General features: G+C 65.7%; 31 protein-coding genes. 9 read left to right on the top strand and 22 right to left on the bottom strand.

Translation table 11 applies throughout. The features are described from left to right. Positions 1 to 108 precede the first annotated feature (108 nt). Together POM99_RS07945 and POM99_RS07940 are read left to right on the top strand one after the other, a co-directional pair. Positions 109 to 1,860, top strand: coding sequence for an ABC transporter ATP-binding protein (locus tag POM99_RS07945; RefSeq protein WP_277276503.1), 1,752 nt, complete (start codon positions 109 to 111; stop codon positions 1,858 to 1,860). A 5-nt stretch (positions 1,861 to 1,865) separates the two neighbouring features. Continuing rightward, positions 1,866 to 3,569, top strand: coding sequence for a glycosyltransferase (locus POM99_RS07940; RefSeq protein ID WP_277276501.1), 1,704 nt, complete (start codon positions 1,866 to 1,868; stop codon positions 3,567 to 3,569). Positions 3,570 to 3,573: 4 nt separating this feature from the next. On the opposite strand, the gene POM99_RS07935 is transcribed toward POM99_RS07940, so the two are convergent. The 3 genes from POM99_RS07935 to lptF are packed head-to-tail and all read right to left on the bottom strand — an operon-like array spanning position 3,574 to position 6,821. Then, positions 3,574 to 4,473 carry a glycosyltransferase family 2 protein gene (locus POM99_RS07935; protein WP_277276499.1) on the bottom strand — a complete coding sequence of 300 codons (900 nt, stop codon included), beginning with the start codon at positions 4,471 to 4,473 and terminating at the stop codon, positions 3,574 to 3,576. Between the two features lie 7 nt (positions 4,474 to 4,480). Next, positions 4,481 to 5,581, bottom strand: coding sequence for an LPS export ABC transporter permease LptG (lptG, locus tag POM99_RS07930; protein WP_277276497.1), 1,101 nt, complete (start codon positions 5,579 to 5,581; stop codon positions 4,481 to 4,483). Then, complete coding sequence (lptF, locus tag POM99_RS07925; RefSeq protein ID WP_277276495.1) at positions 5,571 to 6,821, bottom strand: LPS export ABC transporter permease LptF; 1,251 nt, start codon at positions 6,819 to 6,821, stop codon at positions 5,571 to 5,573. The genes lptG and lptF overlap by 11 nt, the downstream gene beginning before the upstream one ends. A 378-nt stretch (positions 6,822 to 7,199) precedes the next feature. Between lptF and POM99_RS07920 the strand changes: the two genes are divergently transcribed. Continuing rightward, positions 7,200 to 7,556, top strand: coding sequence for a hypothetical protein (locus tag POM99_RS07920; protein ID WP_277276493.1), 357 nt, complete (start codon positions 7,200 to 7,202; stop codon positions 7,554 to 7,556). Positions 7,557 to 7,587: 31 nt separating this feature from the next. Here POM99_RS07920 and clpS read toward each other — a convergent pair whose 3' ends face one another. The 4 genes from clpS to POM99_RS07900 form a co-directional block, all read right to left on the bottom strand. Beyond that, entirely contained in the window at positions 7,588 to 7,935 is a 348-nt protein-coding gene (gene clpS / locus POM99_RS07915) for an ATP-dependent Clp protease adapter ClpS (protein WP_277276491.1), read from the bottom strand. Between the two features lie 161 nt (positions 7,936 to 8,096). Further along, the gene (locus POM99_RS07910) at positions 8,097 to 8,990 is read right to left on the bottom strand and encodes an NAD(P)H-hydrate dehydratase (protein WP_277276489.1); all 894 of its coding nucleotides are present in this window, start codon (positions 8,988 to 8,990) and stop codon (positions 8,097 to 8,099) included. After that, entirely contained in the window at positions 8,983 to 9,774 is a 792-nt protein-coding gene (locus POM99_RS07905) for a histidine phosphatase family protein (RefSeq protein WP_277276487.1), read from the bottom strand. The genes POM99_RS07910 and POM99_RS07905 overlap by 8 nt, the downstream gene beginning before the upstream one ends. Before the next feature lie 36 nt (positions 9,775 to 9,810). After that, positions 9,811 to 11,526 carry a bifunctional metallophosphatase/5'-nucleotidase gene (locus POM99_RS07900; RefSeq protein ID WP_277276485.1) on the bottom strand — a complete coding sequence of 572 codons (1,716 nt, stop codon included), beginning with the start codon at positions 11,524 to 11,526 and terminating at the stop codon, positions 9,811 to 9,813. Between the two features lie 40 nt (positions 11,527 to 11,566). On the opposite strand from POM99_RS07900, the gene POM99_RS07895 reads away from it, so the two are divergent. Beyond that, positions 11,567 to 12,202 (top strand): TetR/AcrR family transcriptional regulator, encoded by a 636-nt coding sequence (locus POM99_RS07895; protein ID WP_277276483.1) that lies wholly within the window; start codon positions 11,567 to 11,569, stop codon positions 12,200 to 12,202. 4 nt (positions 12,203 to 12,206) lie between these two features. On the opposite strand, the gene POM99_RS07890 is transcribed toward POM99_RS07895, so the two are convergent. Both POM99_RS07890 and POM99_RS07885 read right to left on the bottom strand, forming a co-directional pair. Then, complete coding sequence (locus POM99_RS07890) at positions 12,207 to 12,641, bottom strand: thermonuclease family protein (protein ID WP_438822995.1); 435 nt, start codon at positions 12,639 to 12,641, stop codon at positions 12,207 to 12,209. Positions 12,642 to 12,776: 135 nt separating this feature from the next. Continuing rightward, the gene (locus POM99_RS07885) at positions 12,777 to 13,121 is read right to left on the bottom strand and encodes a DMT family protein (protein WP_277276481.1); all 345 of its coding nucleotides are present in this window, start codon (positions 13,119 to 13,121) and stop codon (positions 12,777 to 12,779) included. A gap of 256 nt (positions 13,122 to 13,377) precedes the next feature. Between POM99_RS07885 and POM99_RS07880 the strand changes: the two genes are divergently transcribed. Continuing rightward, positions 13,378 to 13,701, top strand: a complete 324-nt coding sequence (locus POM99_RS07880) for a hypothetical protein (RefSeq protein WP_277276479.1) — start codon at positions 13,378 to 13,380, stop codon at positions 13,699 to 13,701. A gap of 111 nt (positions 13,702 to 13,812) precedes the next feature. Further along, complete coding sequence (locus tag POM99_RS07875) at positions 13,813 to 13,977, top strand: hypothetical protein (protein WP_277276477.1); 165 nt, start codon at positions 13,813 to 13,815, stop codon at positions 13,975 to 13,977. Positions 13,978 to 13,983: 6 nt separating this feature from the next. Here POM99_RS07875 and POM99_RS07870 read toward each other — a convergent pair whose 3' ends face one another. From POM99_RS07870 to POM99_RS07845, 6 genes are all read right to left on the bottom strand, one after another. Continuing rightward, complete coding sequence (locus POM99_RS07870) at positions 13,984 to 14,358, bottom strand: hypothetical protein (protein ID WP_277276475.1); 375 nt, start codon at positions 14,356 to 14,358, stop codon at positions 13,984 to 13,986. A 98-nt stretch (positions 14,359 to 14,456) separates the two neighbouring features. Beyond that, on the bottom strand, positions 14,457 to 15,326 hold the full coding sequence (locus tag POM99_RS07865) for a 3-hydroxyacyl-CoA dehydrogenase family protein (RefSeq protein ID WP_277276825.1): 870 nt from the start codon (positions 15,324 to 15,326) through the stop codon (positions 14,457 to 14,459). 85 nt (positions 15,327 to 15,411) lie between these two features. Next, the gene (locus tag POM99_RS07860) at positions 15,412 to 15,987 is read right to left on the bottom strand and encodes a cob(I)yrinic acid a,c-diamide adenosyltransferase (protein ID WP_277276473.1); all 576 of its coding nucleotides are present in this window, start codon (positions 15,985 to 15,987) and stop codon (positions 15,412 to 15,414) included. Between the two features lie 36 nt (positions 15,988 to 16,023). Then, entirely contained in the window at positions 16,024 to 16,254 is a 231-nt protein-coding gene (locus POM99_RS07855; RefSeq protein ID WP_277276472.1) for an HIG1 domain-containing protein, read from the bottom strand. Beyond that, a complete protein-coding gene (gluQRS, locus tag POM99_RS07850) occupies positions 16,251 to 17,108 on the bottom strand; it encodes a tRNA glutamyl-Q(34) synthetase GluQRS (protein WP_277276470.1) in 858 nt (285 codons plus the stop codon). Before gluQRS ends, POM99_RS07855 begins: the two co-directional genes overlap by 4 nt. A gap of 107 nt (positions 17,109 to 17,215) precedes the next feature. Then, positions 17,216 to 17,437 (bottom strand): hypothetical protein, encoded by a 222-nt coding sequence (locus POM99_RS07845; protein WP_277276468.1) that lies wholly within the window; start codon positions 17,435 to 17,437, stop codon positions 17,216 to 17,218. A gap of 101 nt (positions 17,438 to 17,538) precedes the next feature. Between POM99_RS07845 and guaA the strand changes: the two genes are divergently transcribed. Together guaA and POM99_RS07835 are read left to right on the top strand one after the other, a co-directional pair. Next, complete coding sequence (guaA, locus tag POM99_RS07840) at positions 17,539 to 19,098, top strand: glutamine-hydrolyzing GMP synthase (protein WP_277276466.1); 1,560 nt, start codon at positions 17,539 to 17,541, stop codon at positions 19,096 to 19,098. 294 nt (positions 19,099 to 19,392) lie between these two features. Further along, positions 19,393 to 20,649 carry a tyrosine-type recombinase/integrase gene (locus tag POM99_RS07835; RefSeq protein ID WP_277276464.1) on the top strand — a complete coding sequence of 419 codons (1,257 nt, stop codon included), beginning with the start codon at positions 19,393 to 19,395 and terminating at the stop codon, positions 20,647 to 20,649. Here POM99_RS07835 and POM99_RS07830 read toward each other — a convergent pair. After that, positions 20,615 to 20,899: a helix-turn-helix transcriptional regulator gene (locus POM99_RS07830; protein WP_277276462.1), complete on the bottom strand. Its 285-nt coding sequence runs from the start codon at positions 20,897 to 20,899 to the stop codon at positions 20,615 to 20,617. The genes POM99_RS07835 and POM99_RS07830 overlap by 35 nt on opposite strands. Before the next feature lie 212 nt (positions 20,900 to 21,111). Between POM99_RS07830 and POM99_RS07825 the strand changes: the two genes are divergently transcribed. Then, positions 21,112 to 22,077: a LysR family transcriptional regulator gene (locus tag POM99_RS07825; protein WP_277276460.1), complete on the top strand. Its 966-nt coding sequence runs from the start codon at positions 21,112 to 21,114 to the stop codon at positions 22,075 to 22,077. On the opposite strand, the gene POM99_RS07820 is transcribed toward POM99_RS07825, so the two are convergent. The 6 genes from POM99_RS07820 to trbK-alt are packed head-to-tail and all read right to left on the bottom strand — an operon-like array spanning position 22,010 to position 26,837. Next, positions 22,010 to 22,249, bottom strand: a complete 240-nt coding sequence (locus POM99_RS07820; RefSeq protein WP_277276459.1) for a DUF2274 domain-containing protein — start codon at positions 22,247 to 22,249, stop codon at positions 22,010 to 22,012. The two genes, POM99_RS07825 and POM99_RS07820, sit on opposite strands and share 68 nt — an antisense overlap. 1 nt (position 22,250) lies before the next feature. Continuing rightward, on the bottom strand, positions 22,251 to 23,441 hold the full coding sequence (locus POM99_RS07815) for a TraB/TrbI/VirB10 family type IV secretion system protein (RefSeq protein WP_438823000.1): 1,191 nt from the start codon (positions 23,439 to 23,441) through the stop codon (positions 22,251 to 22,253). A gap of 53 nt (positions 23,442 to 23,494) precedes the next feature. Beyond that, entirely contained in the window at positions 23,495 to 24,538 is a 1,044-nt protein-coding gene (gene trbG, locus POM99_RS07810) for a P-type conjugative transfer protein TrbG (RefSeq protein ID WP_277276457.1), read from the bottom strand. Then, a complete protein-coding gene (trbF, locus tag POM99_RS07805; RefSeq protein WP_277276821.1) occupies positions 24,535 to 25,218 on the bottom strand; it encodes a conjugal transfer protein TrbF in 684 nt (227 codons plus the stop codon). Before trbF ends, trbG begins: the two co-directional genes overlap by 4 nt. A gap of 2 nt (positions 25,219 to 25,220) precedes the next feature. After that, the gene (gene trbL / locus POM99_RS07800; RefSeq protein WP_277276455.1) at positions 25,221 to 26,576 is read right to left on the bottom strand and encodes a P-type conjugative transfer protein TrbL; all 1,356 of its coding nucleotides are present in this window, start codon (positions 26,574 to 26,576) and stop codon (positions 25,221 to 25,223) included. Between the two features lie 3 nt (positions 26,577 to 26,579). Further along, positions 26,580 to 26,837 (bottom strand): putative entry exclusion protein TrbK-alt, encoded by a 258-nt coding sequence (gene trbK-alt, locus POM99_RS07795; RefSeq protein WP_277276453.1) that lies wholly within the window; start codon positions 26,835 to 26,837, stop codon positions 26,580 to 26,582. Between the last annotated feature and the right edge of the window lies 1 nt (position 26,838).

Below are 26,838 nucleotides of genomic sequence, written 5' to 3'. Positions count from 1 at the left end.
CTGGACTCACCTTGTCATAGTGTCCTAGAGCCTGACCAGTTCATTCGCAATTGCGAAAGGATTTGCCATCATGTGCCGATCCGGGAAGGGACGTTTGCAGACCTGACGATGGCGAAGAGCGTGAGCCCCCTGCGCAAGGTTGCCAAGCCGTACTTGCCCCTGCTGCCATTGGTGGCGGGGTTGGGCGTGCTGGTCAGCCTGCTTGACGGGCTGGGGGTGGGCACGCTGGTGCCGCTGGCCGCGACGATGCTGGCGGGCGATGCGCAGTTGCAGGCGTTGCAGCCGGGACCGATCGGGCTGGTGTTCCGCCTGGCCGGGTCGATCCCGGCCGATAGCCGCGTGACCTTGCTGGGGGGCGTGGCGCTGGGCCTGCTGGTGTTGCGGGGCGCGGTGCAGGCGGGCAACAACGTGCTGATCGCCTTCATCCAGTCCCGCTTCGTGCGCGATCTGCACAATGCCATGGCGGAGCGGCTGACCGGCGTGGAGTTCGCGTTCTTCCTGCGGGAAGACACCGCGCGGCTGATCCAGGTGTTCACCGCGTTCAGCTGGTCGGTGGGGGATGCGCTGCGCAGTGTGCTGGCGATGATCCCGGCGCTGACCGGCATGGCGGTGGTGGGTGCGCTGCTGGCGTGGCTGGACTGGCGGCTGTTCCTGGTGGTGCTGGCCTGCGCGGTCTTGATCCGTGGCGTGCTGGTGCTGCTGCAGCGGCGGCAGGACCATTTCGATACGGTGTCCACCGGCCACGTGAAGGAACAGGGCGCGCGGATGATCGCCATGGTCACCGCCATGCGCACCACCCGCGTGTTCGGACAGGAAGAGCGCGAGCGCACCCGCTTTGCCGATGTGTGCCAGCGCGTGTTCCGCGCCGGGTTCGCCTGGTATGCGGTGGGCGCCGCGATCATGCCGGTGGTGAGCGCGGCGATGGCGGCGGTGTTCGTGCTGGTGCTGGTGATCGGCTGGCAGCTGCAGGTGCCGGCGCCCGCACTGATCGCCTATGTTATTCTGCTGGCGCGGGTGGAGCCCTATGCCGCCGCCGTGGGCCAGGCGCGCAGCGGCATTTCCGGGGTGACCGGGCGGGTGCGCGAAGTGGAATGGCTGCTGGGGCAGGAGCCGGAGCCATTGGTCCAGGGCGAACCCTGTACCGCGCTGGATGCGCCGATCCGCTTTGCTGGGGTGCGCTATGCCTATCCCAACGGGGCCGCGGCGCTGCACGGCGTGGACTTCAGCATCGAGCCCGGCGTGGCGACGGCGCTGATCGGGCATTCGGGCGCGGGCAAGTCCACCATCGTCAACCTGCTGTGCCGGCTGGTGGAGCCTTCTGCAGGGGCGATCCTGCTGGGTGAGCGGCCGGTGACGGCACTGGACCAGCGTGACTGGCGCGCGCGCATTGCCGTGGCCGGGCAGGACGTGATGCTGATCGACGGCAGCGTGGCGGAGAACATCGCCTATGGCCGGCCGGGGGCGAGCCGGACGGAGATAGAAGAGGCGGCGGCAGTGGCGGGTGCGGCGGGGTTCATCGCCGCGCTGCCCGGCGGATATGATGCACCGGTGGGATACGAGGGATCGAACCTTTCGGGCGGGCAGCGCCAGCGCATCGGCCTGGCCCGCGCGCTGCTGCGCCGGCCCGACCTGCTGATCCTGGACGAGGCGACCAATGCGGTGGACGCGCTGTCTGAAGCCGAGATCATGCGCCTGCTGGGCGAGCACCGCCATTTTCGCACCGCGCTGGTGATCAGCCATCGCCACAGCACCCTGTCTGCCTGCACCAACGGCGTGGTGGTGGAACAGGGTCGCGTGGTGGAAGCGGGCCCCTTGCAGTCGCTTGCCTATCTGCGCTCCATGACGGGAGAAACGGTTTGAACGCGGTGTCCAACCCCTCCTTCACGATGATCGTCTCGACCTATCAACGGCGGGACATGGTGTGCGAGACGGTGCAGGCGATCGGCCGCATCGAATACGACGGGCCGTTCGAGCTGGTGGTGATCATCGACGGGTCGAACGACGGCACCGAGGACGCGCTGAAGCAGATCGAGCTGCCGTTCCCCTATCGCGTGGTGTGGCAGCCCAACGGCGGGCTGGGCCATGCGCGCAACCGCGGCGCGCAGGAGGCTCGGCACGAGATCCTGTTCTTCCTGGACGACGACATGATCTGTCGCCCCGACATCGTGGAGCAGCACGCGAAGAAATATCGCGAAGGGGCTGATGCGGTGCTGGGCGAGATCCCGCTGGAGGACAACAGCCCGCCGGGGTTCCTGAGCGAGGGCATCGCCATCTGGGCGGCGGATTCTGCCCGGCAATCGCGCGAGATGGACCAGCTGACGCCATTCCACGTGTTCGGCGGCCAGCTTTCGGTGCGGCGCAGCGCCTATGAGGCGATCGGCGGGTTCGATGCGCGGTTCACCGAAAACGGCAACTATGGGCAGGAGGATGCCGACTTTGGCGTGAAGCTGCTGGAGCGGTTCAAGGTGGTGCACGCGCCCGATGCGGTGAGCCTGCACCGCTATATCGTGACCCCGCGCGAGAACCTGCGCCGCGCGTTCAAGTCTGGCCGGGCGGACGTGATGTTCGCGCGGCGGCACCCTTCGCTGGCGCCGACGCTGTTCGGGCTGAACAACATCCACCGGCGCGTGACCCGCTATGTCTACAAGCCGCTGGGTGCGGTGCCGCTTTTTCCCAAAGTCTTCGCCGCCTTTGCCGGATGGTTTGCGGACCGGGCGCTGAAAACGCGGTGGCGATCGAACAAGTGGGTGGCGCGCGTGTTCTATGCGGCGCAGCAGGTGGCCTATTGGTCAGCCGTGCGCAGGCACGGCGGCATGCCCAATGCGCGCAAGGCGCTGGTGTTGTGCTATCACGCGATGGCGGACCATTCGTTCGACGGGCTGCTGGGTAACTATTCGATCCCGCCCGATGTGTTTGCCGCGCAGATCGCCTCGCTGAAGCGGCGCGGGTTCACCTTCATCACGGCGGATGACCTGCTGCTGTGCCTGAAAGGGCTGATCCGCCTGCCGAAGAAGGCGGTGCTGCTGACCTTCGACGATTGCTATACCGACCTGACCGAGGTGGTGCGGACCGTGCTGGCACCGCAGCGCATCCGCCCGGTGGCCTTCGCCGTCACCGGCCTGCCGTCATGGACCAACGAATGGGACCAGAAGGTGGGTGCGGTGCGGCTGCAGCTGCTCGACCCCGAGGGCCTGCGCGCGCTGCACGCACTGGGCGTGGACATCGGCGCGCATTCGCGCACCCACCGGATGATGCCCGACCTTTCGGACCGTGACCTTGCCAGCGAGACGCTGGGCTGTGCCGACGATATCGAGGCGATGGGCCTGCCGCGGCCGAAATACTTCTGCTATCCCTTCGGCGGGCGCGACCAGCGCTGCTTCGAGGCGGTGGAGAAGGCCGGCTACGCGCTGGGCTTCGGCCTGGCCGACAAGCATGCGCGGCGCGGCAAGAACATGATGGACGTGGCGCGGATCGAGATGCTGACCTGTGACTCGCCGTGGCGATTCTGGCTGAAGACCGCGATCCCGCGCCCGGCCACCTACCTGCGTTCGCGCTTCTTCCAGCCCTGACCGCTCAACGCATCAGGCGCGGGAAGCGGCGTTGGATGCGGTTGAGCACCTTGGCGGCAAGGGGGTGGGAGAGCTTCCATTGTTCGCGCGCGATGGCGCGCTGCAGGCGCGCCTTGCCGGGCAGGTTGCGGGGGGCAATCCAGCTTTCCAGCCAGACGAGGAAGGCGGCACGGCTGGCGCGGTAGCTGCCATCGGCATGGGCGGTGGAAACGGTGTTGCCGCCGTGCTGGCGATAGCGCAGCCAGCTGCGATCGGCGAAGATCACCGGGTGGCTGGCCATGACCTTGGCGAAGAAGGCCTGGTCCTCATAGAGCGCGGTGAACTGCTCCTCGAACCGGCCGACCGCTTCGGCCACCGAACGGCGCACCAGCGCATCGACCGAGACGGCGGGCATCATGCCCAGCGGATAGCAATCGAGCAGGGTATCGGGCGGCGAGGAGCGCAAGGGTGCCGAGCCGAGCGGGCCGTGGCGGGGCGGGCCGATGCGCACCACCGCATCGCGCCCACCGTCCCAGCTGCGCCAGTATTCCAGGTTGCCGCAGACCATGGCAGCGGCGGGATCGGCATCCAGCAGCGCAACCTGTTCGGCCAGCTTGGCGGCGCGCCAGACATCGTCTGCATCAATGAAGGCGAGATATTCGCCCTGCGCCTCGGCAATGCCGCGGTTGCGCGTGGCGCTCATGCCGCGGTTGGCGTGGCCGGGGTGATCGAGATAGCGGATGCGGCCGGGGTGGCGCGTGACGTAGCCCTGGGCGAGGGCCGTGCCGCCGTCGGTGGAGCCATCGTCCACCAGCAGCAGTTCCCAATCGGCAAAGTCCTGCGCCAGAACGCTGTCGACGGCCTCGGCCAGGAAGCGTTCGGCCTGGTAGAAGATGCAGACGACCGAGACGCGTGGACTGCGCACCCGGGCGCTATTCCTCGGTGCGGATCAGCACCATCTCGCCGATCAGCAGGAACAGCAGGAACGGCGCCCAGGCGGCGAGCATCGGCGGGTAGCCGCCGAAGTTGCCCATGGCGAGCGCGGCATTGTCCACCACGAAATAGGCGAAACCCAGCGCCATGCCGATCACCGCGCGCACGAACAGCTTGCCCGACCGCGCAAGGCCGAAGGCCGCCACTGCGCCAAGCAGCGGCATCAGCACGGCCGAAAGCGGCCCTGAGATCTTGTGCCACCACTTTCCGTCAAGTTCGCTGGTGCGATAGCCGGCATCGCGGATCGCCGTGATGGAGCCAGTGAGCATCATCAGCGATTCGCCATCGGGATTGGCCTTGCGGATGATGATCTGCGCCGGCTCAACGTTCAGGGCATAGACCTTGGGGCCGGGCAGCGCGGTACGGCGCGCGCTCTGCACGTCGAAAGACAGCGGCTGGTCAAACCGCCAGCCGGGATTGGCGAAGGCGGCCGAAGGCGCGCGGACAATCTCGGTGACCATGCCGGTGGGATCGCGGCGATACCAGCTGACGTCCTGCATCCGCGTCTGCGACCCGCGCCCTTCGATCGAGCGGGCGAAGAGGATGTTCGGCCCGTCCTGCAGCCAGACGTTGGATTTTACGTCGCTGTCCTTGGGAATCGCGCCATAGTCGGCATCCTGCCAGGCCTTCAACGTTGCGGTGGAGCGGGTGACGACGCGCTCGTTGAAGCCGAAGGCGAAGACCGAGGCGAAGGCCGCGACAAGGAACAGCGGGGCAAGGATCTGGTGCGCGGAAAGGCCGGCGGCCTTCATCGCGATGACCTCGCTGTTCTGGTTCAGCGTTATCAGCGTGATGATCGTGGCGAGCAGCACCGAATAGGGCAGGAACCGGCTGACCAGCTGCGGCATGCGCAGCGAGATGTAGGTCATCAGCTCGCCCTGTCCGTTGCCGGGCGCAGCAAGGATCCGGCCCGATTCGCTGAGCAGGTCGAGCATCTGCAGGACCAGCACCAGCATGAGCAGCACGGCCACGATGCGCACGGCAAAGGTCTTGGCGATGTAGAGCGTGATCGTGCGCGATGGGAAGAATTCAAGCTGCACGGGCGGCTTCCTCCTGCGCGGCAAGGGTTTCCTGCGCCTTCTGCCTGTCAGCGCGCGAGGCGAAGAGCTTGCGCAGGCGGCTCGTCAGCTTGGCAAAGCCGGTTTCCAGCGCGCCGATCGGCTGGCCGCCGGGCACATAGGCAAGCCGCCAGTACATCCACACGATCAGCACGGCGAAGGCGACGAAGGGCCCCCATAGCGCCAGCGTGGGATCGATGCGGCCAAGGCTGGCCACGTCCTGCCCGTATTCATTCACCTTGTGATAGGCGACGACCATCACGATCGACAGGAACACGCCGAGCGCGGAGGATGACCGCTTGGGCGGCACCGCCAGCGCGACCGCCAGCAGCGGCAGCAGGAACATCATGGCCACTTCGACCAGACGATAGTTGAGGTTGGCGCGTGACTGCGCGCGGGCTGCCTCGGTCGACTTGTCGCTCCAGCCGATCTGCAGCAGTTCGGGCAGGAAGTATTCCCGGTCCTTGTCCCCCCGCTGGCGGAACTGTTCGATCTTCGGCAGGTCGATCGGCAGGTCATGGCTGGCGAAGGACAGCACGCGCGGGCTGACGATGCCGGGGCCATCCTGAACGATCTGTCCGTCGGTCAGCCGCAGGATCACCGTATCGGGGTTTTCCTTGTTGGCGAAGAACTGCCCCTCGCGCGCGGAAATGACCATGACCTGGCCTTTCGCGGTGGCGATGCGGGCGAAGATTCCCTGCAGGTCACGCCCTTCGTCGCGGCTGGAATCCACGCGCAGCGCGGTGCGATCCTGCAGCGAGTTGAATTCTCCCACCTTGATCGAGGCACCAAGCGCACCCGAACGCAGCTGGAACTGCAGCTGTTCATAGTAATAGCGCGAAAGCGGCTGGATATAGCTGACGATCGCGAGGTTGAGCAGCGCCAGCGCGATGGCAAAGAGATAGGGCACGCGCAGCAGCCGCGTGTAGCTCAACCCCACGGCGCGCATCACGTCGAGTTCCGACGAGGTGGCGAGCTTGCGGAAAGCAAAGAGGATGCCGAGCATCAGGCCGAGCGGGATGGCGAGGCTGGCATATTCGGGCAGCAGATTGGCCAGCATCTTAAAGACGACGCTGACCGGGCCGCCCTGCGTGGCGACGAAATCGAACAGCTTCAGCATCTTGTCGAGCACGAGCAGCGATGCCGCGATCACGAACACCGACAGCATCGGCACGATCACGAGCCGGGCGATGTATTTGTCGGTTGCGGTGAGGAATTTCACGGAGTGGCTTCGCGGGCGCTCTGGTTGACGGGCTGCTCAGGGACTGCCGGACTAGCCGGGTTCGTCGGTACGCGAAAGGCGAAAAAGGAAGGAATCAGGCGGCACCTACAGGACGAAGTGCTCTCTAAAGTTATTGCCACAATAAACGAGAGATATTAGTCCCTTATCAGGCGGACAGGCCGGAGAAGTCGAAGGAACGCCGAAAACGGTGTCCGGTTCCGGCTGGAAATCCCCCCAAGACAAAAAATCCAGGAATAACTTCGGAGAAATCGAGGAATGGATCGGGTTCGCACGAGGGCGGACCGGCGCGAGGCGCTTGCCTTGCATTGCCGGGCCGGACCTCAAGAATTGCAGGCGTTGGCCGACGCCTGCGAAGCAATGACGCATGACCAGCAATATGAGGGATTCGAAAAGGTTCTGCCCGTCCTGCTCGGGCGGGGTCTGGCGCCGGCATCAGCCGATGAAGAGTCTGCCGCCGAGAGTGCGGACGACGATCTGCTGCATGTCGGCTTGCTGGCGGATTCGGGCGCCTATGAAAGCGCGGCTTTGGCCCTGCTTCCGGAAAAGGCGACCTTCACCGGTGGCCGCCTGGCCGATGGCGGCTATGTGGCGCAGGTGGTTCTGCCAAGCGCGGCGGGCGCGCATTCGCGCAATGCCCGGTCATTGGCGATGGCGTGGCTGGCTGCGCTGTTGCGCGCGGTGGCGCGGGAAATGGTGGAGCAGAAGATCCGCTGACCCGCAGAGGATAGACCTAGCCCGGCGGCAATCAGGCCTTTTCCAGCGTACACTGCAAGGGGTGCTGGTTCTGCCGGGCGAAGTCCATCACCTGGTTCACCTTGGTTTCGGCAATTTCGTAGGGGAAAATCCCGCAGACGCCGACGCCCTTCTGGTGGACATGCAGCATCACCCGCGTGGCCTGTTCCAGGTCCATGTGGAAGAAGCGCTTGAGCACCATCACCACGAATTCCATCGGGGTGTAATCGTCGTTCAGCATCAGTACCTTGAACATGCTCGGCTTCTTGGGCCGGGCGCGGGTGCGGGTTGCAATGCCAATCAGATCACCGCCGCCAGGGCCGCGCCCATCGTCGTCCTCTCCGGCGCGGACGCCGGGCATGGGAAATGCCGCGAAGGCAGGTGGGACGGACTCAAGTTGCATGATCAACCGAATATCGCACTGCTAGGCCCCTCAGACAAGGGGGGCACCATGCGATTTGGCCCAAAAGCCGTTACCGAACGGCAAATGGCCCGATGAGGCAGTTCACCTGACCGTCACGGTCAGAGCGCGCGCATCAGGCCCGGAACATGGGCCAGCAGTTCACGGGCGAGGAAGCCCAGCGGCCCCATCTGCTCCGAACAGCGACGCCCGGCCTCACCATGCAGCCACACAGCCCACAGTGCAGCTTCCAGCGGTGGCGTGCCTCGAGCGGCAAGCCCTGCGACTATGCCCGCCAGCACATCCCCCGATCCGCCGGTGGCAAGGCCCACGCCGCCACCTGCATAGGCAAACATGCTGCCATCGGGCGCGGCGACGAGGCTGGTCGGGCCCTTGAGCACGCAAATGGCGCGAAAGCGCCGGGCGGCAAGGCGCACCGCAGCGGGCCGGTCAGCCTCGATCGCTGCCGCGTCACATTTCAGCAGCGCGGCCATCTCGCCGATGTGGGGCGTCAGGATCGGGGGCTGGCGGCGTGGCGGCATCGTGCTGCGCACATGGGGCAGCGCCATCAGCGCGGCGGCGTCGATCACCAGCGTTGCGCCATCCGTCGCATCGCCCAGCGCGGGCAGCAGACGCCCCGCCGCTTCCCGGCAGCCCATGGCCGGCCCGGCGATGATGGCATCGGCCCTTTCCAGCAACGGTTTCAGCGCCTCCCGGCATTCGCCCAGTTCGCCATCCCGCCCGGTGGGCAGGGCATGGATGGCCGCTTCGGGCATCGCCACGCCCAGGGCCAGCGTGGCGTCGGCAATCGTGGCGAGCTGGACCTTGCCCGCGCCGGCGCGCAGCGCGCCTTCGGCGGTCAGCAGCAATCCGCCGGGCACCGTGCGACAGCCCCCTATCGCGAGCACGCGACCGCGCGCGTTCTTGTCTGCGCCGTTGTCCGGCTGAGGCAGGGGATGGGCGCGCAGCCAATCGCTGTCGAGCGGCTGCGCCTCATCCTTGTGCCTGCTAACCACGGGCCGCGACCATGGCATCCGGCTCGGAAGTGACGGCGGTGTCCTCCGCCACCAGGGGCGCGGTCACGTTGTAGCGCGCCAGCACCAGCCCGCCGTCGTTGCCCGCATCAGGTTCAAAACGGTATTCGGTGAGGCCGCAGTTGGCGACATCGCCCTCGGCATCGATGGCCAGCACCTGTGCTTCGTCCAGCCCTTCGATGATGTAGCGCAGGCACAGCACCACGACCTGATGCGCCACGATCATCACGCGGTGCCCGGCATGGTGGAGCGAGACCGTGTCCATCAGCGCGCGCAGCCGGAAGATCACGTCGCACCACGATTCGCCGCCGGGCGGGCGGTGGTAGAACTTGCCGAGCAACCGGCGGAATGCGGCCTGTTCCGGCTGCAGTTCGTGAATGCCCGCAGTGGTCAGCCCGTCGAGGATGCCGAACTCCTTTTCGCGCAGGCGCTCGTCGATGCAGATCGGTTCGTGCCGGTCGCAACCGCCTGCCTCGCGAAACAGTCGCGCGGTTTCCACGGCGCGGACATAGGGGGAGGCGAGGATCACGTTGGGCCGCGCTTCCTCGGCGTTCTGTGAGAACCAGTGGCCCAGCGCCCGCGCCTGATCGCGCCCGAGATCGGACAGCGGCACGTCGACATCGCGATGGGTCAGCGCGATGCGCGGCAGGCCCAGTTCAGTGGCGTGGTCACGCGCCACGTTGCCCGCGCTCTGGCCGTGGCGGACGATCCACACTACGGCGGGCCAGCGACGCGCGGGGCGGACAATTTCGGCAGCGTTTTCCATGCCTTGGGCAACGGCATGAAGGGGGTGGCGGTTCCCCTAGGGGATGAGTGAGGCGGCGCGCCTTTCCTGCGGAACGTCGCGGATGGGGGTGGCGGCGATCCAGCGTTCGAAGGCGTCGATGTCGGTGGGGCCGGTCGTCGCGCCGGGCTTCCCGGCGAACACGGTGAAGCCATCACCACCCAGCGCAAGGAAGCCGTTGATCGTGATGCGATAGGTTGCGGCGGGATCGATGGGGCGCCCGTTCAGTGCCATGGCGACGATGCGGTCGCCTGCGGGGCGGCTGCGGTCGAAGGTCCAGGAAAAGCCAGTGGAGGCGCTGAGGACCTGCTCCGGGCCCTTGTCGTCAAGGCCCTGTTCCAGCGCCGCCTTTATCTCCGCGCCGGTCAGCGTTTCGGTCACCACGTTGTTGCCAAAGGGCTGCACGGCATAGAGATCGCCGAACGAGACCCGCCCGTCCGCCGCCGGCACCAGTGCCGCGCGCAGGCCGAAGGGGTTCATGAAGGCGATCTGCGCCCCCGCATCGTGCGTGGCGGCAAGCTGCGAATCGGCGACGAGGTTGCCCAGCGTGCCGCCGTCGGACCCATCTCCGCGCGTGGCCGGGCCGGACAGGCGGCCCACCGGGCGGCTGGCTTCAGCCCTTGCGGCATCCACATAGCGGCCGACATAGGCGGCAATCGCGGGATCGGGCGCGAACTGCGGCACGTCCTGCGTCAGCGGCACGGCGCCCTTGGCCGAAGTGAACGGCACCGACTGCACGATCACGTTGCGCGCGCTGCGGCGCACGACCTTGCGCGTGCGCGGGTCTATTGCAAGGACGATGTCGGTCACCATCGTGCCATAGAGACCCGCGCTGGTCAGCAGCGGCCCGGGCCCATCGCAGACATAGGCGGCGTGGGTATGGCCCGAAACGACAAGGTCCACGCGCGGATCGAGCCGGTCAAGGATCGGGCGGATCTCTCCGGCAAAGCCCGCGCAGCCATCGGGATCGGGCGTGTTGCCGGCCTGCCGCCCGCCCTGGTGGATCAGCACGACGATGGCGTCAGCGCCTTGCGCCTTCAGGCGGGGCACTTCGGCGTTGATCGTCTCGGCCTCGTCCCGGAAGGTCAGCCCGGCGATGCCTGCGCGGTCGACAAGGTCGGGCGTGCCTTTCAGGGTCAGGCCGATTACCCCGACGCTCACCTGCGCGCGGCCTTTGCCGAAGCGGCGGATGCCGCTGGCCGGAAACAGCGTGCGGCCCCGCGCATCCACGGTGCTGGCGGCGAGCAGGGCAAATGTTTCCCCGGGGAAACTTTCCAACAGGCACGGCTTCCGGCGGGTCAGTTGCTGGCAACCGCCCTTGTGCAGGCGGGTGAGCTCTGCCGCGCCACGGTCGAACTCGTGGTTGCCCACGGCGTTGAAATCGAGCCCGAGGCGGTTCATCACGCCCACGGTCGGCTCGTCAAGGAACAGCGACGAGGCAAGCTGCGAGGCTCCGGTCAGGTCTCCCGCTGAAACCGTCAGGTGATGGGGATGGCGGGCGCGGATCGAATCCAGCGCCGTGGCGAGCCATGCCGCGCCGCCTGCGGGGACCGCCACCGATCCACCCGCGCCATCAGGCGCAAGGACCGCCTGTCTGGGCGGTTCAAGACTGCCGTGGAAATCGTTGAAGGCGGCGATGCCCACCTCGACCGGTGCGGACTGTTGCGGCAGCGTGGCGCAGGCGGAAAGGGCAAGGCCCACCGCAAGCACCGTGGCAGATTGAATCCTGAACATATCCCGCCTAATTTCAGCGAACCCCAGCACGAGAGCGATCATGGCACGTCCGCGTAACGATATCGAGGCAGGTCAGGAACGGCTGGTGGAGATCGCCTGCGCCATGATCGAGGAGCGCGGCGCGCACGCGCTGACCATGCAGGATCTGGCCAGCCGCGCCGGCATGTCGTCCGCCAACCTCTACCGCTATTTCGAGGGCAAGGATGCGCTGCTGGAGGCGATGGCGGAATACTGGTTCCGGCCCAAGGTGGCGGTGATGGAAGCGGTGCTGGCCAGCGACCTGCCGCCGCGCCGCAAGATGTACGAATTCTTCGCGCGCCGCTTTGTGCTGATCCGCGATGCGTGGCGGGCTGATCCGGTTGCGCACCAGACCTACATGGAACTGGGCGAGGAATACTTCGAGCAGGTGCGCAGCTATGTTGACCTGGCCGACCATTACCTGTGCGAGATCATCGGCGAGGCCATGGCCGAAGGCTTTTTCGCCGGGCTGGAAGTGGACGAGGCGCTGAGCCTCGTGAACCAGATGGTCGCGCCCTATTGCGCGCTTTCCACCATGACCATGGCGATGGAGCGGCTGAGCGAGGACAAGCTGGCGCGGATCATCGACGCGGTGTTCGACGGGCTGTCCGGCGTTGACCGCGGGGCCAGGAGCGTGAGCGGGCTGCGCGCGGCCTGAGCGGTCAGGCCGCGCACCAGTCGCCGCGCCGGCCTTTCCAATGTTCCGCCAGCCCTTCGCGCGCAAGCATGGTGCCAAGGCTGCGACCGTTGCGGGTGACCACGCGCAGCGCGCGGCCATAGCGGTCGGTCTCGCGCCCGTCGATCTCCAGCGAAAAGGCGCCGGCGTTGAGCAGTTCGGTCAGGCGCCGGGTGGCCGCCGCACCGCGCTGTGCTTCGGAATCGCAGCTCGGGTGCGAAACTTCGGGCGCATTGATGTCGGCAATGCGGATCTTGGTACCGCGATACCAGAAGGTGTCACCATCTACCACGCAGGTTATCCGCTTGCCTTCGCCGCAGGGTCCGAAAGTCGCCCTTTCCGGATCAATGACGGGCTGCTGGGCGGAAACGAGGAGCAGGGCGGAAAGGAGGAGCAGGCGGCGCATTGCGGTGCGGTGCACCACTTTCCCGATCTGTTCTCCTCAGGATTCGTGCTGAAAGCACAATGACTTAGGCAAGGAACTCAGGCGCTTTACCAATCGTCGACCTGCTCCGCACCATGTGCGCCATTGAGCGGGAAAATCGAACAGCGCCGCCTATTTCAGGAACAGGAAGCCGACCGCCCCCATCAGGCAGACGAAGGCGGCGAAATGCCGCCAGTGCAGCTGTTCGCCCAAGACCAGCACCATGAACACGCCGAAGACGACCAGCGCGATCGCTTCCTGCACAACCTTCAGCTGCCCCGCGCTCCACCCCTGGGCATAGCCGATGCGGTTGGCGGGCACGGCAAGGCAGTATTCCACCAGCGCCAGCGCCCAGCTGACGGCGATGACCATCAGGATCGGCCGCGCTTCGGCCACCTGCGGGCCGCCGCGCAGGTGCCAGTACCACGCCGTGGTCATGAAGATGTTGGACAGGACGAGCAGGAGAACCGTTTGCACGCCCGCCCTCATGCGCCGGAAGGATGGGAGTGGCAACCGCGCGCAGCCACACAGCCGGGCAGACGCCCCGCACGCGCCCGTTCACGACGGGCAATTGGGGTGCGCGAAGGTGCGTGCGGAGCATATCGAGGCTGACAGGCCGCGCGATGGTGAACAATTCCGGGGCTGTGCTTAGTCATGTCCCCTTGGCGGGTTCTTAACCTTCGTGCGGTACTCATGGCGTGCATCCGTCGAAAACCCTGGACCCGGAATTCGCATGTACGCCCAGCTGTTTCGCAATCGCTTGTTCGCGCTGGCATGGGTGCTGCTGATGCTTGGCGGGGCCTTGCTGATCGCAACCCGCAGCCTGTCCGGCGGCCTGTCTCCGGACGAGCCCGAGCAGGCCGTGACCGGGCAGGATCGCTTCTCGCAGTGGGCGGCGCAGGAACCACCCGCGCCGCCGGCGGATGAGGCCGAAGAGGCGCAGGGGCGCAAGGTGGAAGTGCGCATCTATCACGATCGCCCTGCCGATACGGCCAATGATCCGGACGCCCCGGACCAAGGCCCCGACCAGCCCGAAAGCCCGGACCAGAATCCCTGATCCACATTGGAGGTTTGAATGTATCCGCTTCTTTTCCGCAGCCGCTGGGCCGCCCTTGTCTGGGTCGGGCTGATGTGTGTTTGGGCCGTATTCGCGTCATCGGGAACCAGCATGATGGGCTTTGCCACACCCCCTGCGGCGGAAACGGCCGAACAGGCCAAGCTGCGCAAGGAAAAGCGGGAGCAGGCAAAGTTCGAAGCCTGGGCAGCGTCCGACCAGCGGTCATCCGAAACCTCGGAATACGGTGAAGCGCCGTCGAGCTATAGCGACCAGTAGGATCGGTCAGGGGGCGCCACGAGGCGTGTCATCGTCGATGCCGCCCTCGCCGTAATAGCCTTCCTCGTCGTCGTCGCTGCGTTCGCCGCGGAAGGCACCCATGTCGATGCGGCCGCTGCTGACCATCTGCTTCATGTGATCGACGATGTCCGGCGTGGTGCCGCCGATCTCGTCGGCATCGTCGCCCACCCGCTCGGTTTCCTCGTCACTGCCGAAAACGGTGGTGGCCCGGCCCAGCGCCTCGTCGGCCAGGAACTGCGCCTGCGCGGTTTCGTCGTCCTGTTCGTCGTTGTGCGTTTCCGGCGCGAGATCGCGCTGGATGAAGTTTTCCGAGGTGGTTTCCTCGTCGGGGCCGGCGTGGGGGCGTGGGCGGTCGGTCATGCGCAATCTCCTTGCGCGGGACTACGCTCGACAGCCAGTGGCGTTCCTTGACCCCGGTGCGGCAGGGGCAGGCCGGCCGGCAGCCTGCCCCCCAACAATCAGCGCGTGGGAACCGGGGTCTCGCCCGAATAGTCGTAGAAGCCGCGACCGGTCTTGCGGCCATACCAGCCTGCTTCGACATACTTCTGCAGCAGCGGCGCGGGGCGATACTTCGGGTCGCCGGTGGAGGCGAGGTAGATCTTCATGATCTCTAACAGGGTGTCGAGCCCGATGAAGTCAGCCAGCTCCAGCGGGCCCATCGGGTGGTTCAGGCCCAGCTTCACGCCCTTGTCGATGTCCACAACCGACCCGGTGCCACTGCCCAGCACGAAGGCCGCCTCGTTGATGAAGGGCACGAAGATGCGGTTGACGATGAAGCCCGGCTCATCCTGAGACAGCACGACTTCCTTGCCGATGGCCGCAGCATAATCGCGCACGGTCATGATGGTGGATTCCGACGTGGCCAGACCGGGGATCACTTCCACCAGCTTCATCAGCGGCACGGGATTGAAGAAGTGGATGCCGATGAAGCGCGCGGCGTCGGGCGAGCTGACCGCCATGCGCGTGATCGGGATCGAGCTGGTGTTGGTGGCCATGATGGCGGTGGGGGCCAGGAATTCGCCCGCCGCCTTGAAGATCTTGTGCTTGATGTCCTCGCGCTCGGTCGCCGCCTCGATCACCAGTTCGGCTTCGGGCAGGCGCGCGTAGTCACCCACGGGGATCAGGTTGTCGAGCGTGGAGGCAGCCAGGACGGCATCGACCTTGCCCCGCTCGACCAGCTTGGCATAGCCCTTGGCGATCTTGTCCTTGGCCTTTTCCGCCAGTTCCAGCGAGATGTCCGACAGCAGGACCTTCAAGCCCGCCTGCGCCGAAACCTGCGCGATGCCCGATCCCATCTGGCCTGCGCCGATAACCGCCATTGTCCGCATAAGCATTCCCTTCCGTTCAGGTTGGGTGCTGCGTAGCGCAGGCTTCGCAGGTGCGCCACCTATCGCAATGCAGCATGAGAAAGGCCTAGCGGTTGCCGCCGGGCACCCAGAGCGGATCGGCGCCTGCATTGAGCGATCGCGCCAGCACGAACAGGTAATCCGACAGGCGATTGAGATAGCCCAAGGCCGCAGGATTCAGGCGTTCGGCCGCCGCTGCCGCCACGGCTGCCCGTTCTGCCCGGCGGGCGATGGCGCGGGCCAGATGGACGCGGGCGGCACCTTCGCTGCCACCCGGCAGGATGAAGCTGGTGAGGGGCGGCAGGTTTTCGTTCAATGCATCGATGGCGGTTTCCAGCCAGGTGACCTGTGCCGGAATCACGCGCAGCACCATCTCGCCGGGTTCGAATCCGTCCACACCGAATGCACCCTCCGGCGTGGCGAGGTCCGCGCCCAGATCGAACAGGTCGTTCTGGATGCGCTGCAGGTCGGCCGCGGTTTCCGCCGGCACCGCCAGCGTGGCCAGGCCGATGGCGCTGTTCAGTTCGTCCACTTCACCGATGGCGTGCATCCGCGGATCGGCCTTGGCGCGGCGCGAACCATCGACAAGGCCGGTGGTCCCGTCGTCACCGGTGCGGGTATAGATCTTGTTGAGCTTGACCATGGTGGGTGGCGCCTGTGCCTTTGTACGAGAACGCGCCTATTTGTGCGAAAACGCCAGCAGCACGGCCACCACAAGCACGGCGAGGCCCTGGAACTTCACGCGGTTCCACATCATCCTGTTCTGCAGAAGCTGCATTTCCTTGATGCCTTCATCCCCGCGTTCCAGCCCTTCGCGCGTGGTTTTCAGGAAGGCGACGATCCCGCGCACCAGCGAATAGACGGCAAGGCCCATGAAGATGAGCAGGAGCGGGATGAGCAGGTAGTTCATGGTTCACGGTCTACGTACTCGGACAGGGAAATGCCAGTGTCAAAACGGGCGGCGCGCAGCGCCTGCGCCACGGCGGTCCCGCTCTCGCCCGAATGGCGGCGGTCGGCCAGCGAGGGGGCGCCACGCCGCTTGGCCAGTTTGCGCCCGTCCGCTTCCACCAGCACGGGGTGGTGATGCCACACCGGCACCGGCAGGCCCAGAAGCGCCTGCAGCAGGCGATGGACATGCGTGGCGGCAAACAGGTCTGCCCCGCGGGTCACCACGGTGACGCCGTCCGCCGCATCGTCGAGCGTGGCGGCCAGGTGGTAGCTTGCCGGTGCGTCCTTGCGCCACAGCACCACGTCACCGAACAGCTCCGGCCGCCCAGGTTGCAGTCCGCGCCGCTCGTCATGCCAGGTGAGCGGTCCGGCGATGGCCGTCGCCCTGGCGATATCCAGCCGCCATACGGCCGGCGCATCCGGCGATGGCGCGTTGTGGCGGCAGGTGCCGGGATAGACCGGACCGTCCGGTCCGGGGGCGCCCGCCGCGGCGGCGATCTCGGCCCGGGTACAGGTGCAGCGATAGACCAGGCCCCGTTCGCGCAACGATTCCAGCGCGGCCCTGTATGCCGTAAGGCGGGTCGATTGCGGCGGTGTCTCTCGCCATGCCAGGCCCAGCCAGCGCAGGTCCTCGCGGAACTCCCCGGCCAGCTCGGGCCGGCTGCGCGCGCCGTCTATATCCTCGATCCGCAGCATGAACGCGCCGCCATCGCGCATCGCACGATCATGCGCGACGATCGCTGCAAAGGCATGGCCAAGGTGCAGCGGGCCGTTGGGGCTGGGGGCGAAACGGGTCACGGTCGTCACGGCGACCATGTGCCGTCAGCATGTTGAAAAAGCAAAGGGCGCCAAAAAAGCAAAACGGCCGTCCCGTACTTCGGGACAGCCGCTTTGGCGGACTACCGATTTGTCTGTACCGCGGCTCAGGCGAGCGTGGCGGTGAACATCATGCCGCTGATGCCAGCAGCAAGAATGATCGGCAGCGCGTAGGTCACGATGCTGCGCATGGGAATTACCTCCTGTTTGTTGTGAGGCTCTTCCAGGCAGTCTCCCAGTTCATCGGCGCCGGCAGGGTGGTGGATTGCAGGAGCTTGCTGAACGAGGCCGCAGATACGCCTTTTGACGTATTGTGCAAATGCGAACAAAACAAAGGCAGTTGCGGAAATTGCAATTCACTTCCTGCAACAGCTGTTGCGACAGGATGTCGTGGCTGGACAGCGCGCGCGTGGCTCATTATCGGCCAGCCATGAGCATCCAGCCTTCAGAATCCATCCTGATCGTCGATTTCGGCAGCCAGGTCACCCAGCTGATCGCCCGCCGCGTGCGCGAGGCCGGCGTCTATTCCGAAATCGCCCCCTTTACCCAGGCCGAGGCGGCATTCCACCGGATGAAGCCCACCGGCATCATCCTGTCGGGATCGCCCGCCAGCGTGCCTGCCGATGGCAGCCCGCGCGCGCCACAGGTGCTGTTTGACAGCGGCCTGCCGATCCTGGGCATCTGTTATGGCCAGCAGGTGATGAGCGAGCAGCTGGGCGGCAAGGTGGAACCGGGCGATTCGGGCGAATTCGGCCGCGCCTTCCTCACCGTGACCGAGCCCTGCGTGCTGTTTGACGGGCTGTGGACCGTGGGTGATCGCCATCAGGTGTGGATGAGTCATGGTGACAAGGTGACGCAGTTCGCCCCGGGCTTCCGCATCGTGGCTGTATCCGATGGCGCGCCGTTCGCGGTGATCGCGAACGACCAGAAGAAGTATTACGGCACCCAGTTCCACCCGGAAGTTGTCCACACGCCCGACGGTGGCAAGCTGATCGCCAACTTCGTGCGCCACGTGTGCGGCTGCACCGGCGAATGGACCATGGCGGAATTCCGCAAGACCAAGATCGCCGAGATCCGTGAGCAGGTGGGCGACGCCCGCGTGATCTGCGGCCTGTCCGGCGGCGTCGATTCGGCGGTCGCGGCGGTGCTGATCCACGAGGCGATCGGCGACCAGCTGACCTGCGTGTTCGTGGACCATGGCCTGATGCGGCTGGGCGAGGCGGAGCAGGTCGTCAGCCTGTTCCGCAACCACTACAAGATTCCCCTGGTCCACAAGGACGTTTCGACCCTGTTCCTCAAGGGGCTGGAAGGCGTTACCGACCCGGAGGCGAAGCGCAAGTTCATCGGCAAGACCTTCATCGACGTGTTCGAGGAAGAGGCGCGCCAGGTGGGCGGGGCAGACTTCCTCGCGCAGGGCACGCTCTATCCCGACGTGATCGAATCGGTCTCCTTCACCGGCGGGCCCTCGGTCACGATCAAGAGCCACCACAACGTGGGCGGCCTGCCCGAACGCATGAACATGAAGCTGGTCGAACCGCTTCGCGAACTGTTCAAGGACGAAGTGCGCGCGCTGGGCCGCGAACTGGGCCTGCCCGAGATCTTCGTAGGCCGTCACCCCTTCCCGGGGCCGGGCCTCGCCATCCGCATCCCCGGCGAAGTGACGCGCGAAAAGTGCGACATCCTGCGCAAGGCCGACGCCATCTATCTTGAGGAAATCCGCAACGCCGGGCTCTATGACGCGATCTGGCAGGCCTTTGCCGTTCTTCTGCCGGTGCGCACCGTGGGCGTGATGGGCGATTTCCGCACCTATGACAGCGTCTGCGCCCTGCGCGCGGTGACCAGCACCGACGGCATGACCGCCGACATCTATCCCTTCGACGCCGGCTTCCTCTCCCGCGTGGCGACGCGCATCGTCAACGAGGTGAAGGGCATCAACCGCGTGGTCTATGACTACACGTCGAAGCCGCCGGGCACCATCGAGTGGGAATGATTTTCGCCCCTCCGGGCGTATCCGAAAATACGCTGGAATACGATCTAACGCACTGAAAAAAATAAATAATACGTCCATTACCTATCGGTATCTATCGGTGGGCAAGGATCGCGTTTGCCGTCCTCATCGACGGGCCTGGCCCCCATTGATCATCCGGAAAAACGAAAGTACCGTCACAGCGACTGAGGCTAATGACGGTACTTTTTTTGACATTACGCGTTGTAAGAAAACAATTATTTTCGTCAAAAGCCTCCCAAGAACGCCTGACGGTACTTTTCCGCGAGGAGGCCCCAAATGTTGACCGATGCGGCACTCAAGTGCCTGAAACCAAAAGCCAAAATGTACAAGGTGACAGATCGTGACGGCATGTATGTGCGCGTCGCGCCGTCAGGCGGCATCTCGTTCCGGCTCGACTACCGGCTGAACGGCAGGCGGGAGACCGTCCATCTTGGCAAGTACGCCCGAGATGGGATTTCGCTCGCCCGGGCACGTGAACTCTGCATCGATGCGCGCCGGGCGATCGCCGAAGGGCGTTCCCCCGCGATCGAAAAGCAGCGTGAAAAGCGCCGTATTAAGGAGGCCAAGAGCTTCGGCGAATTTGGCGAAAAATGGCTGTCAGCCTCTCCGATGGCTGACAGCACACGGGCCATGCGTCGCGCGATCTTCGAGCGTGAGTTGAGGCCCGTCTGGCGCAACCGCTTGCTGACCGAGATCACACCTGATGACTTGCGCGCTCTTTGCGCCAAGATCGTGGAGCGAGGCGCTCCGGCAACGGCAATCCACGTCAGGGACATCCTGAAGCAAATTTACGGCTACGCCATTCTCCACGGCGAGAAGATCGCAAATCCGGCCGCTGACGTTGGCCCCGCTTCGATCGCGACCTTCACGCCCAAGGATCGCGCGCTCACGCCGACCGAAATCCGTGTTATGCTCAAGCAGCTCGAAAAGGTGGCGACCCTGCCAACGATCCGCCTCGGCATGAAGCTCTACCTGTTGACCATGGTCCGAAAGAGCGAATTGCAGGACGCCGTCTGGGACGAGATCGATTTCGAGAATGCGGTCTGGACGATTCCGAAGGAGCGAATGAAGCGATCAAAGCCGCACAACGTCTACTTGTGCCGACAGACCCTAGACATCATGATCGCGCTCAAAACCTGCGCCGGAAACTCAAAGTATCTGCTTCCGTCACGCTACGACGCGGACGCGCCGATGTCGCGGGCGACCTTCAACCGCGTCACCTACGCGGTCGTCGAACAGGCCAGGAAGGAAGGTCTGCCGCTGGAGCCGTTCACCGTTCACGACCTGCGCCGGACGGGATCGACGCTGCTCAATGAGATGGGCTTTAACCGCGACTGGATCGAAAAGTGCTTGGCGCACGAAGACGGGCGCTCATCGCGCGGGGTCTATAACAAGGCCGAATACGAGGTCCAGCGTCGCCACATGATGCAGGAATGGGCTGAAGTAGTAGATGCATGGGCAGAGGGCCGGAAGTACACGCCTACAGTACTGCCTCCCGCTATGCCCCTTGCTGCGCTCGATCCCGCGCTTTGACGGGCCGGGACTTGCGTTGGGCGACGTCCGGATGTTTGGCGCGAAAGACTGGCTTTGCGCGCCGGGCTATTAGCCAAGCTTGCACCTCCGCGAGGTCCCAGACGATGCACCGTGGGGAAAGCGCAAAGCGCCGGGGAAATTCGCCGCGCTGTTCCATCTCGTAGATCGTGCTGTCCGCAAGCGGCACCATCTCGCGCAATTGATGTCGCCTGATGGTCTTGGTGATTTCCAGCGGTTCGCTCCTGCCCATTTTTGATCTCCCTCGCAGTTCCGCTGGCGATAGAGAACGATAGGTCGCGATAGTGGAAGACCCTTTCAAGCAGAGTAGTAAGACGTCGCGTTGTAGCGTGGATATCGGCGTGAACATCCATATACCAAACTGGTGCAAATCCGTACGCAACCGCGCAAAAATGCTGTTATTAGGAATCAGGTTCGGATCGGATATATTCGGGAGTTGCGTGTTTGCCGGTACAGGTGCGCCACATCCAGTATGTTATTGCGGCAGCTGACCAAGGAAGTTTCAGGCGAGCAGCTGCGGCACTTGGTGTTCAGGAGTCAGCGATCAGTCGCCGTATCCGCGAACTTGAGGAACGATTGGGAACGGCGTTCTTCATCCGCACGCCCAATGGCGTGACGCTCACGAATGCCGGGAAACAGTTCGTTCAGCGCGGCCGTAAGGCGTTGACGGAAATCGGCCTCGCGCGGTCCGAGGCGGCGGCTATCGGACGTGGCGAGGACGGCCACATCAGAATCGGGATTTTCTCGTCGCTGGCGTCGGGCTTCCTCTCCGAGTTGATCGATACCTTCGGCGCGCAGCACCCGGCCGTCAAACTCACCTTCATCGACGGCAATCCCGCAGACCACATCGCCGCGATCCGAAAGCATCACCTCGATGTCGCGTTCATCACCGGCTGCGCCGATTGGCCGGGCTGCGAGGGGCGGCAGCTCTGGACCGAGCGCATCTTCGTCGTGCTGCCGGCGGGCCACCGCCTGTGCGGCGATGGAGAGGTCCAGTTCGAAGAACTTGCCGGCGAGCCCTTCATCGTCAGCGAAAGCGCGCCCGGCGAGGAGATCCATGACTATCTCGTCAAGCGGCTCGCCGACCTCGGGCGTCATCCGGAAATCCATCATCAAGCTGTCAGCCGGGATAACCTGATGCGACTGGTCGCGCTCCGGCGCGGTTTGACCGTGACGAGCGAGGCGACGACGGCTGCGCAATTTCCGGGCGTAGTGTTTCGACCGATTGCCGGCGAGGTCCTGCCGTTCTGCGGGGTCTGGTCGCCGAACAACGAAAACCCCGCCTTGCACCGCCTTCTCGACCTGGCGAAGTCGATGGCGGACGTTGACCTGCGGGCCGTCGTCAGTGACCTGGTTCCGAACCCGTCCGCGCCTTTCTTGCTTTCGCAAACCCCCGATCCGTCGCCATGAATCGTTCCAGCATCGGGACGATGAGTCGAACGGGATCAGCGGGTTTATGCCCGGTCTCGCGGCCAAGGATTTCGGCATAAGCGACGAGATCGCGATGAAGGGCGGCCGGCAGTTCGATTGCGACTTTGACCGGCTTGTCGTCGGCGATGGGCGCCAGCTTCAGTTTCGCCATGTCAGCCTCCGTAGGGTTCGAGCACGAGGTCGCGGGTGACGATAACGCGGACTGGGAAGCCCGGTCGGATCGTCAGCGTCGGCGCGATATTGAGCTGGCGGCTGACGATCTGCTGGCCGGTCTGGCTGACGCTGTTCGACGCGCCCTGACGGAGCGCCTGGACGAGGTTGTTCTCGTTCTGGCTGGTCCCGGCCTCCGCGCCAACGCTCAGGATCGTCGAGAGCGCGGCCGCCTTGAACAGCTCGCCCCAATGGTAGTCGACGCCATCTTCCAGGCCGGCGTAGCCTTCGGCGTCGGCGCCGGGTTGGCGTTCGAGCACGATCGAGCGCCCATTGGGGAAAATCAGCCGGCTCCAGACGAGCAGCACCCGCCGCTGACCGAAGCCGACGCCGTTGTCGTATTGGCCGACGACGCGTGTGCCTTGCGGCACGAGAAGGATGCGGCCGGTGGGGCTGTCGTAGATGTTCTCGGTGACTTGCGCGGTGATCTGGCCGGGAAGGTCCGACCGAATGCCGGTGATGAGCGCCGCCGGAATGACGGCGCCTGCCTGGAGCACGTTGATGGAAGCCGGCGCCGCAACGCGGTCAGGCGAGACCGTGCGTTTATCCGGCGTCTGGTTGAGGAAGGCGAGCTGGCGATCCTGCGCCGATGGCGTCGACGGCTGCGGCGCGAGCCCGAGGCTGGCGAGGTCGGGTTGTGGAACCGGCCCGGCGGTCGCCGCCTGCGGGCTCGACGGCCGGGTCTCGGTCGATGAGAACAACCGCGCAGTGCGGGCGGATTCGATCTCCTGAAGGCGACGCTGCTCCTCCTGGCTGATTCCGGGATTGGGCATGGCCATCGGCGGTGTCGGCACCGACTGGCCGGCGTTCTGCGCGCTGAGGATCGGGCGGCCGAGATCGCCCGGCAGCGGCGGGCCGAGCTTGGGCACGCCGGAATAGTCTTTCGGCAGATTGGCGAGGCCATCCGGCGTCGTGCGGTTGTCGGTGGAGTAGAGTTCCTGGCCCTGGTTGCCGCCGTGTCGGGTCTGAAGCGCGTAGATCAGCGCACCGCCGAGACCGAGGCTCGTGACGAGCGCGAGCCCGGCGAGCGCCTTGCGCGACAGCCGGGTGACGCGCGGCGGCTCCGGCCGCAGCCGCATGGCCGTGGCGCGCTCGCCGTTCAGCGGCCGGGCGTCATCTTCGGCTTCCGGCATGTCCGCCGGCCCGGTGCGTTTGCCTTCTTCCTTCTCGGGATCGAGATCGCTGTTCACGACGCTGGCCTCCCGTCTGTGCGGGAGATGCGCACGCGCTTCTGGTTTTTGGTCGCGCCGAAGCGCAATTCGGCGGCTGCGAACAGCCGATCAACGACCATGTAATTGCCGCGCACGCGGTAGTTCACGAGTTCGGAAGTGTCGCCCTCGGGACCGACGACGAAGAGCGGCGGCATTTCGCCCTGGCCGATGCCGCGCGGGAACTCGATGAACACTTGGCGGCCGTCGTCGAATGCGCGCAGCGGCCGCCACGGCGCACGGTCGCCCGTTACCTCATAGCGGAAGTTGACCTTGGCGAGATCGATGCCCGACGAGACGGGCTGCGCCGCCTGAGCTTCGGTATTCTGGCGACGTAGCGCGATGAGTTGGTCCTGCGGATATTGCCACGAGACCGAGGCCATGTAGGTCTTCTCGGTAGAGCGCAGTTCCATGTGGTAGGTGCGCCGGTCAGTGTTGATGACGAGATTGGTCATCAGTTCGGGCCGCGTCGGCTTGACGAGGATGTGAACCTGCTTGCCAGCGGCTGTGCCGCTTTCGGTGTCGCCGATGATCCAGCGCACGGTGTCGCCGGCAGCGACAGGGCCGGAGCCGACGAGGATCTCACCCGGTTGCAAGGCGATGTCGGTGATCTCGCCCGGGGCGGAATAGACCTGATAGAGCGCGCCATCGACGAAGGGATAGACCTGCATCGAATTGATGAAGCCGTTGCGCACGGGCTGCACGCGCGCGGCGGCATTGGCCTGATTGACGCGCACCGTCGGATCGGCGGCTTCCGGCTCTGGCTTCGCATCCTTGCCGACCGATTTCAGTTGGCCGGGAAGTGGCAGGGGCTTTGGCAGTTCGACGATCTTGACCGGCGCGGGGGGATCGGACGCCTGCACGGCGGGCGCGGCGTTGTCGTAGTCGATGTCGGGCGGCGGGATCTGCCCGGCGCAGCCCGCGAGCGCAGACGCGCAAATCAGGAGAAGTGGGAGCGCGGATTTACGGAAAGCCGGACATCCGCCTTTTGTCGGGGCGGGGCGATGGAGAGGCGGCGTCATGATCCAAGTTCCTTCGACCAGTTGATGGCGTTGATGTAGATTCCGAGCGGATTCTTCCGCAGCCGGTCGGCATCGCGGGGCGGCTGCACGGCGACGGTGAGGATCGCGGACCAGCGCTCGGTCGTGGCGAGCGAGCCGTCCTGATATCGGCGCTCGATCCAGGCGACGCGGAAGCTCGAAGGCGATGCGCGGATCACGCTGGAAATCTCGACGGCGACCTGGACCTTGCCGACATTGGCGAAGGGGTCGTTAGCGCGGGCGTAGTCATTGAGCGCCAGCGCGCCGCCCTGCGTGGTGAAGTCGTAGGCGCGCAGCCAGTTCTGTCGCACGATGATCGGATCGGCGGGAATGCCCCGCACTTCCTCGATGAAGCGCGCGAGGTAAAAGGCGATCTGCGGATCGTTGGGCTGATAATCGGCGGTCGCAGGCGCCACGGCCTGCGCGGCGCCGAGCTTGTCGACCTGCACCACCCAGGGGACGATCGAGCCGTTCGCGGATTGCCAGACTAGCGCGGCCGAAAGGCCTGCCGACAGGGCAAGCGAGCCGAAGGCCATGAAGCGCCAGTTCCGCGCCTGCACGCGGGCGGAGCCGATGCGTTCGTCCCAGACTTGGGCTGCGCGCTGGTAGGGCGTCTCGGGTTGCGGAGAATTGCCGTAATGCGTCGATGGTCGCTTGAACATGATCATTCGCTTTCGGAGAGATCGACGGAAGAGCCCCCGCCATGGCTGTCGCCGCTGCGCACGGCATGGGCGGCGGCCTGAACGCCGTGGGTGATTTGCTGCGAGCGCTTCATGCGCTCCGCCCAGGCGGGCGGGCCGTCGGTTGTGGGCGGGGTGGATTCGGCGGACGCGGCGGCTTCAGTGGCGGCGGCTTCGCCCGCGACGGCGCCGCCGGTGCTTTCGAAGGCAGCGCGGCTTCCGGCCTCATAGCTGGATTTGAGGCTGTCGACGGCCCCCGATGCGGCGCGCTTCAGGGGCGAGACGGCAGCTTGCGCGCCGGCGCTGGCGACACCGCGAAGACCAGAGGCAACGCCCGCCGCGCCGGTCTGTCCGGCCGCGCCGAGGCTGTAGGCGGTGGAGGCTCCTCCCGCCAAGGCAGCCCCGCCACGGGCAGCGGCGGCTGCGCCACCTGCGAGCGCTGCGCCGCCGGAGGCGACGGCGCCCACGCCCGCCGCGCCGGCCGCGACCATGCCGCCTGCAGCGAGGCCGGTCCCGATGGCCGCGCCCGCGCCAAGCTGCGGGCCGCCGGAGACGAGGCCGTTGGCGATGCCGGGGCCGAAAATGCCGAGGCCGAGCAATGACAGCGCAGCGAGCACGATCGCCATCGCCTGATCGATGGTCGGCGTCGCGCCGCCGAAGCCGGCGGTGAATTGCGAGAACAGGGTCGAGCCGATGCCGATGATGACGGCGAGCACCAGCACCTTGATGCCCGACGAAATGACGTTGCCGAGGACACGCTCGGCCATGAAGGCAGACTTGCCGAACAGGCCGAAGGGGATCAGCACGAAGCCGGCGAGCGTCGTCAGCTTGAACTCGATCAACGTGACGAACAGCTGGATCGCGAGGATGAAGAAGGCGAGCAGCACCAGCGCCCAGGCGAACAGCATGCAGGCGATCTGGATGAAGTTCTCGAAGAACGAGACATAGCCCATCAGGTTCGAGATCGCGGTGAGCAGCGGACGGCTCGCGTCGAGCCCGGTCTGCGCGACCTGGCCCGGCTGCAACAGTTGCGCGGTCGTGAAGCCGGTGCCCGATGCTTTCAGGCCGAGCCCGGCAAAGCTCTCGAAGACGATCCTGGCGAGGTTGTTCCAGTTGGAGATCAGGTAGGCGAAGACGCCGACGAACAGCGTCTTCTTGACGAGCCGCGCCATGATGTCCTCGTCGGCGCCCCAGCTCCAGAACAGCGCGGCGAGTGTCACGTCGATCACGATGAGCGTGGTGGCGATGAAGCCGACCTCGCCGCCGAGCAGGCCGAAGCCGCTGTCGATGTAGCTGGTGAAGACGCCGAGGAATTGGTCGATGACGCCGGTATTGCCCATGGCTCAGCGCTCCTCACCCAGAAAACGGCGGCGGTTCTTGGCCCAGGCAGCAAGGCAACCGGCATCGCGCTCGCCGGCCTCGCCGAGCGTGTTGCACCGGTCCAGTTCGGCCGCGAGCGGATCGGCGCTGGCGGCGAGCGTCGGCGTGACCGCCAAAGGCGCGGAAGGCTCGGGCTTGCGCGACGCGTCGATCACCGCCGCCGTGATCGCGAAGGCGGCAAAGATCACGGCGCCGATGCGCGCGAGGGTCTTGGCGTCCACG

Origin of the sequence: Novosphingobium cyanobacteriorum, from assembly GCF_029436685.1 — a bacterium.
GTDB classification, from domain to species: domain Bacteria; phylum Pseudomonadota; class Alphaproteobacteria; order Sphingomonadales; family Sphingomonadaceae; genus Novosphingobium; species Novosphingobium cyanobacteriorum.
The sequence above is the reverse complement of the archived record's forward strand: the minus strand, read 5'-3'. Positions and strand labels throughout refer to the sequence as shown.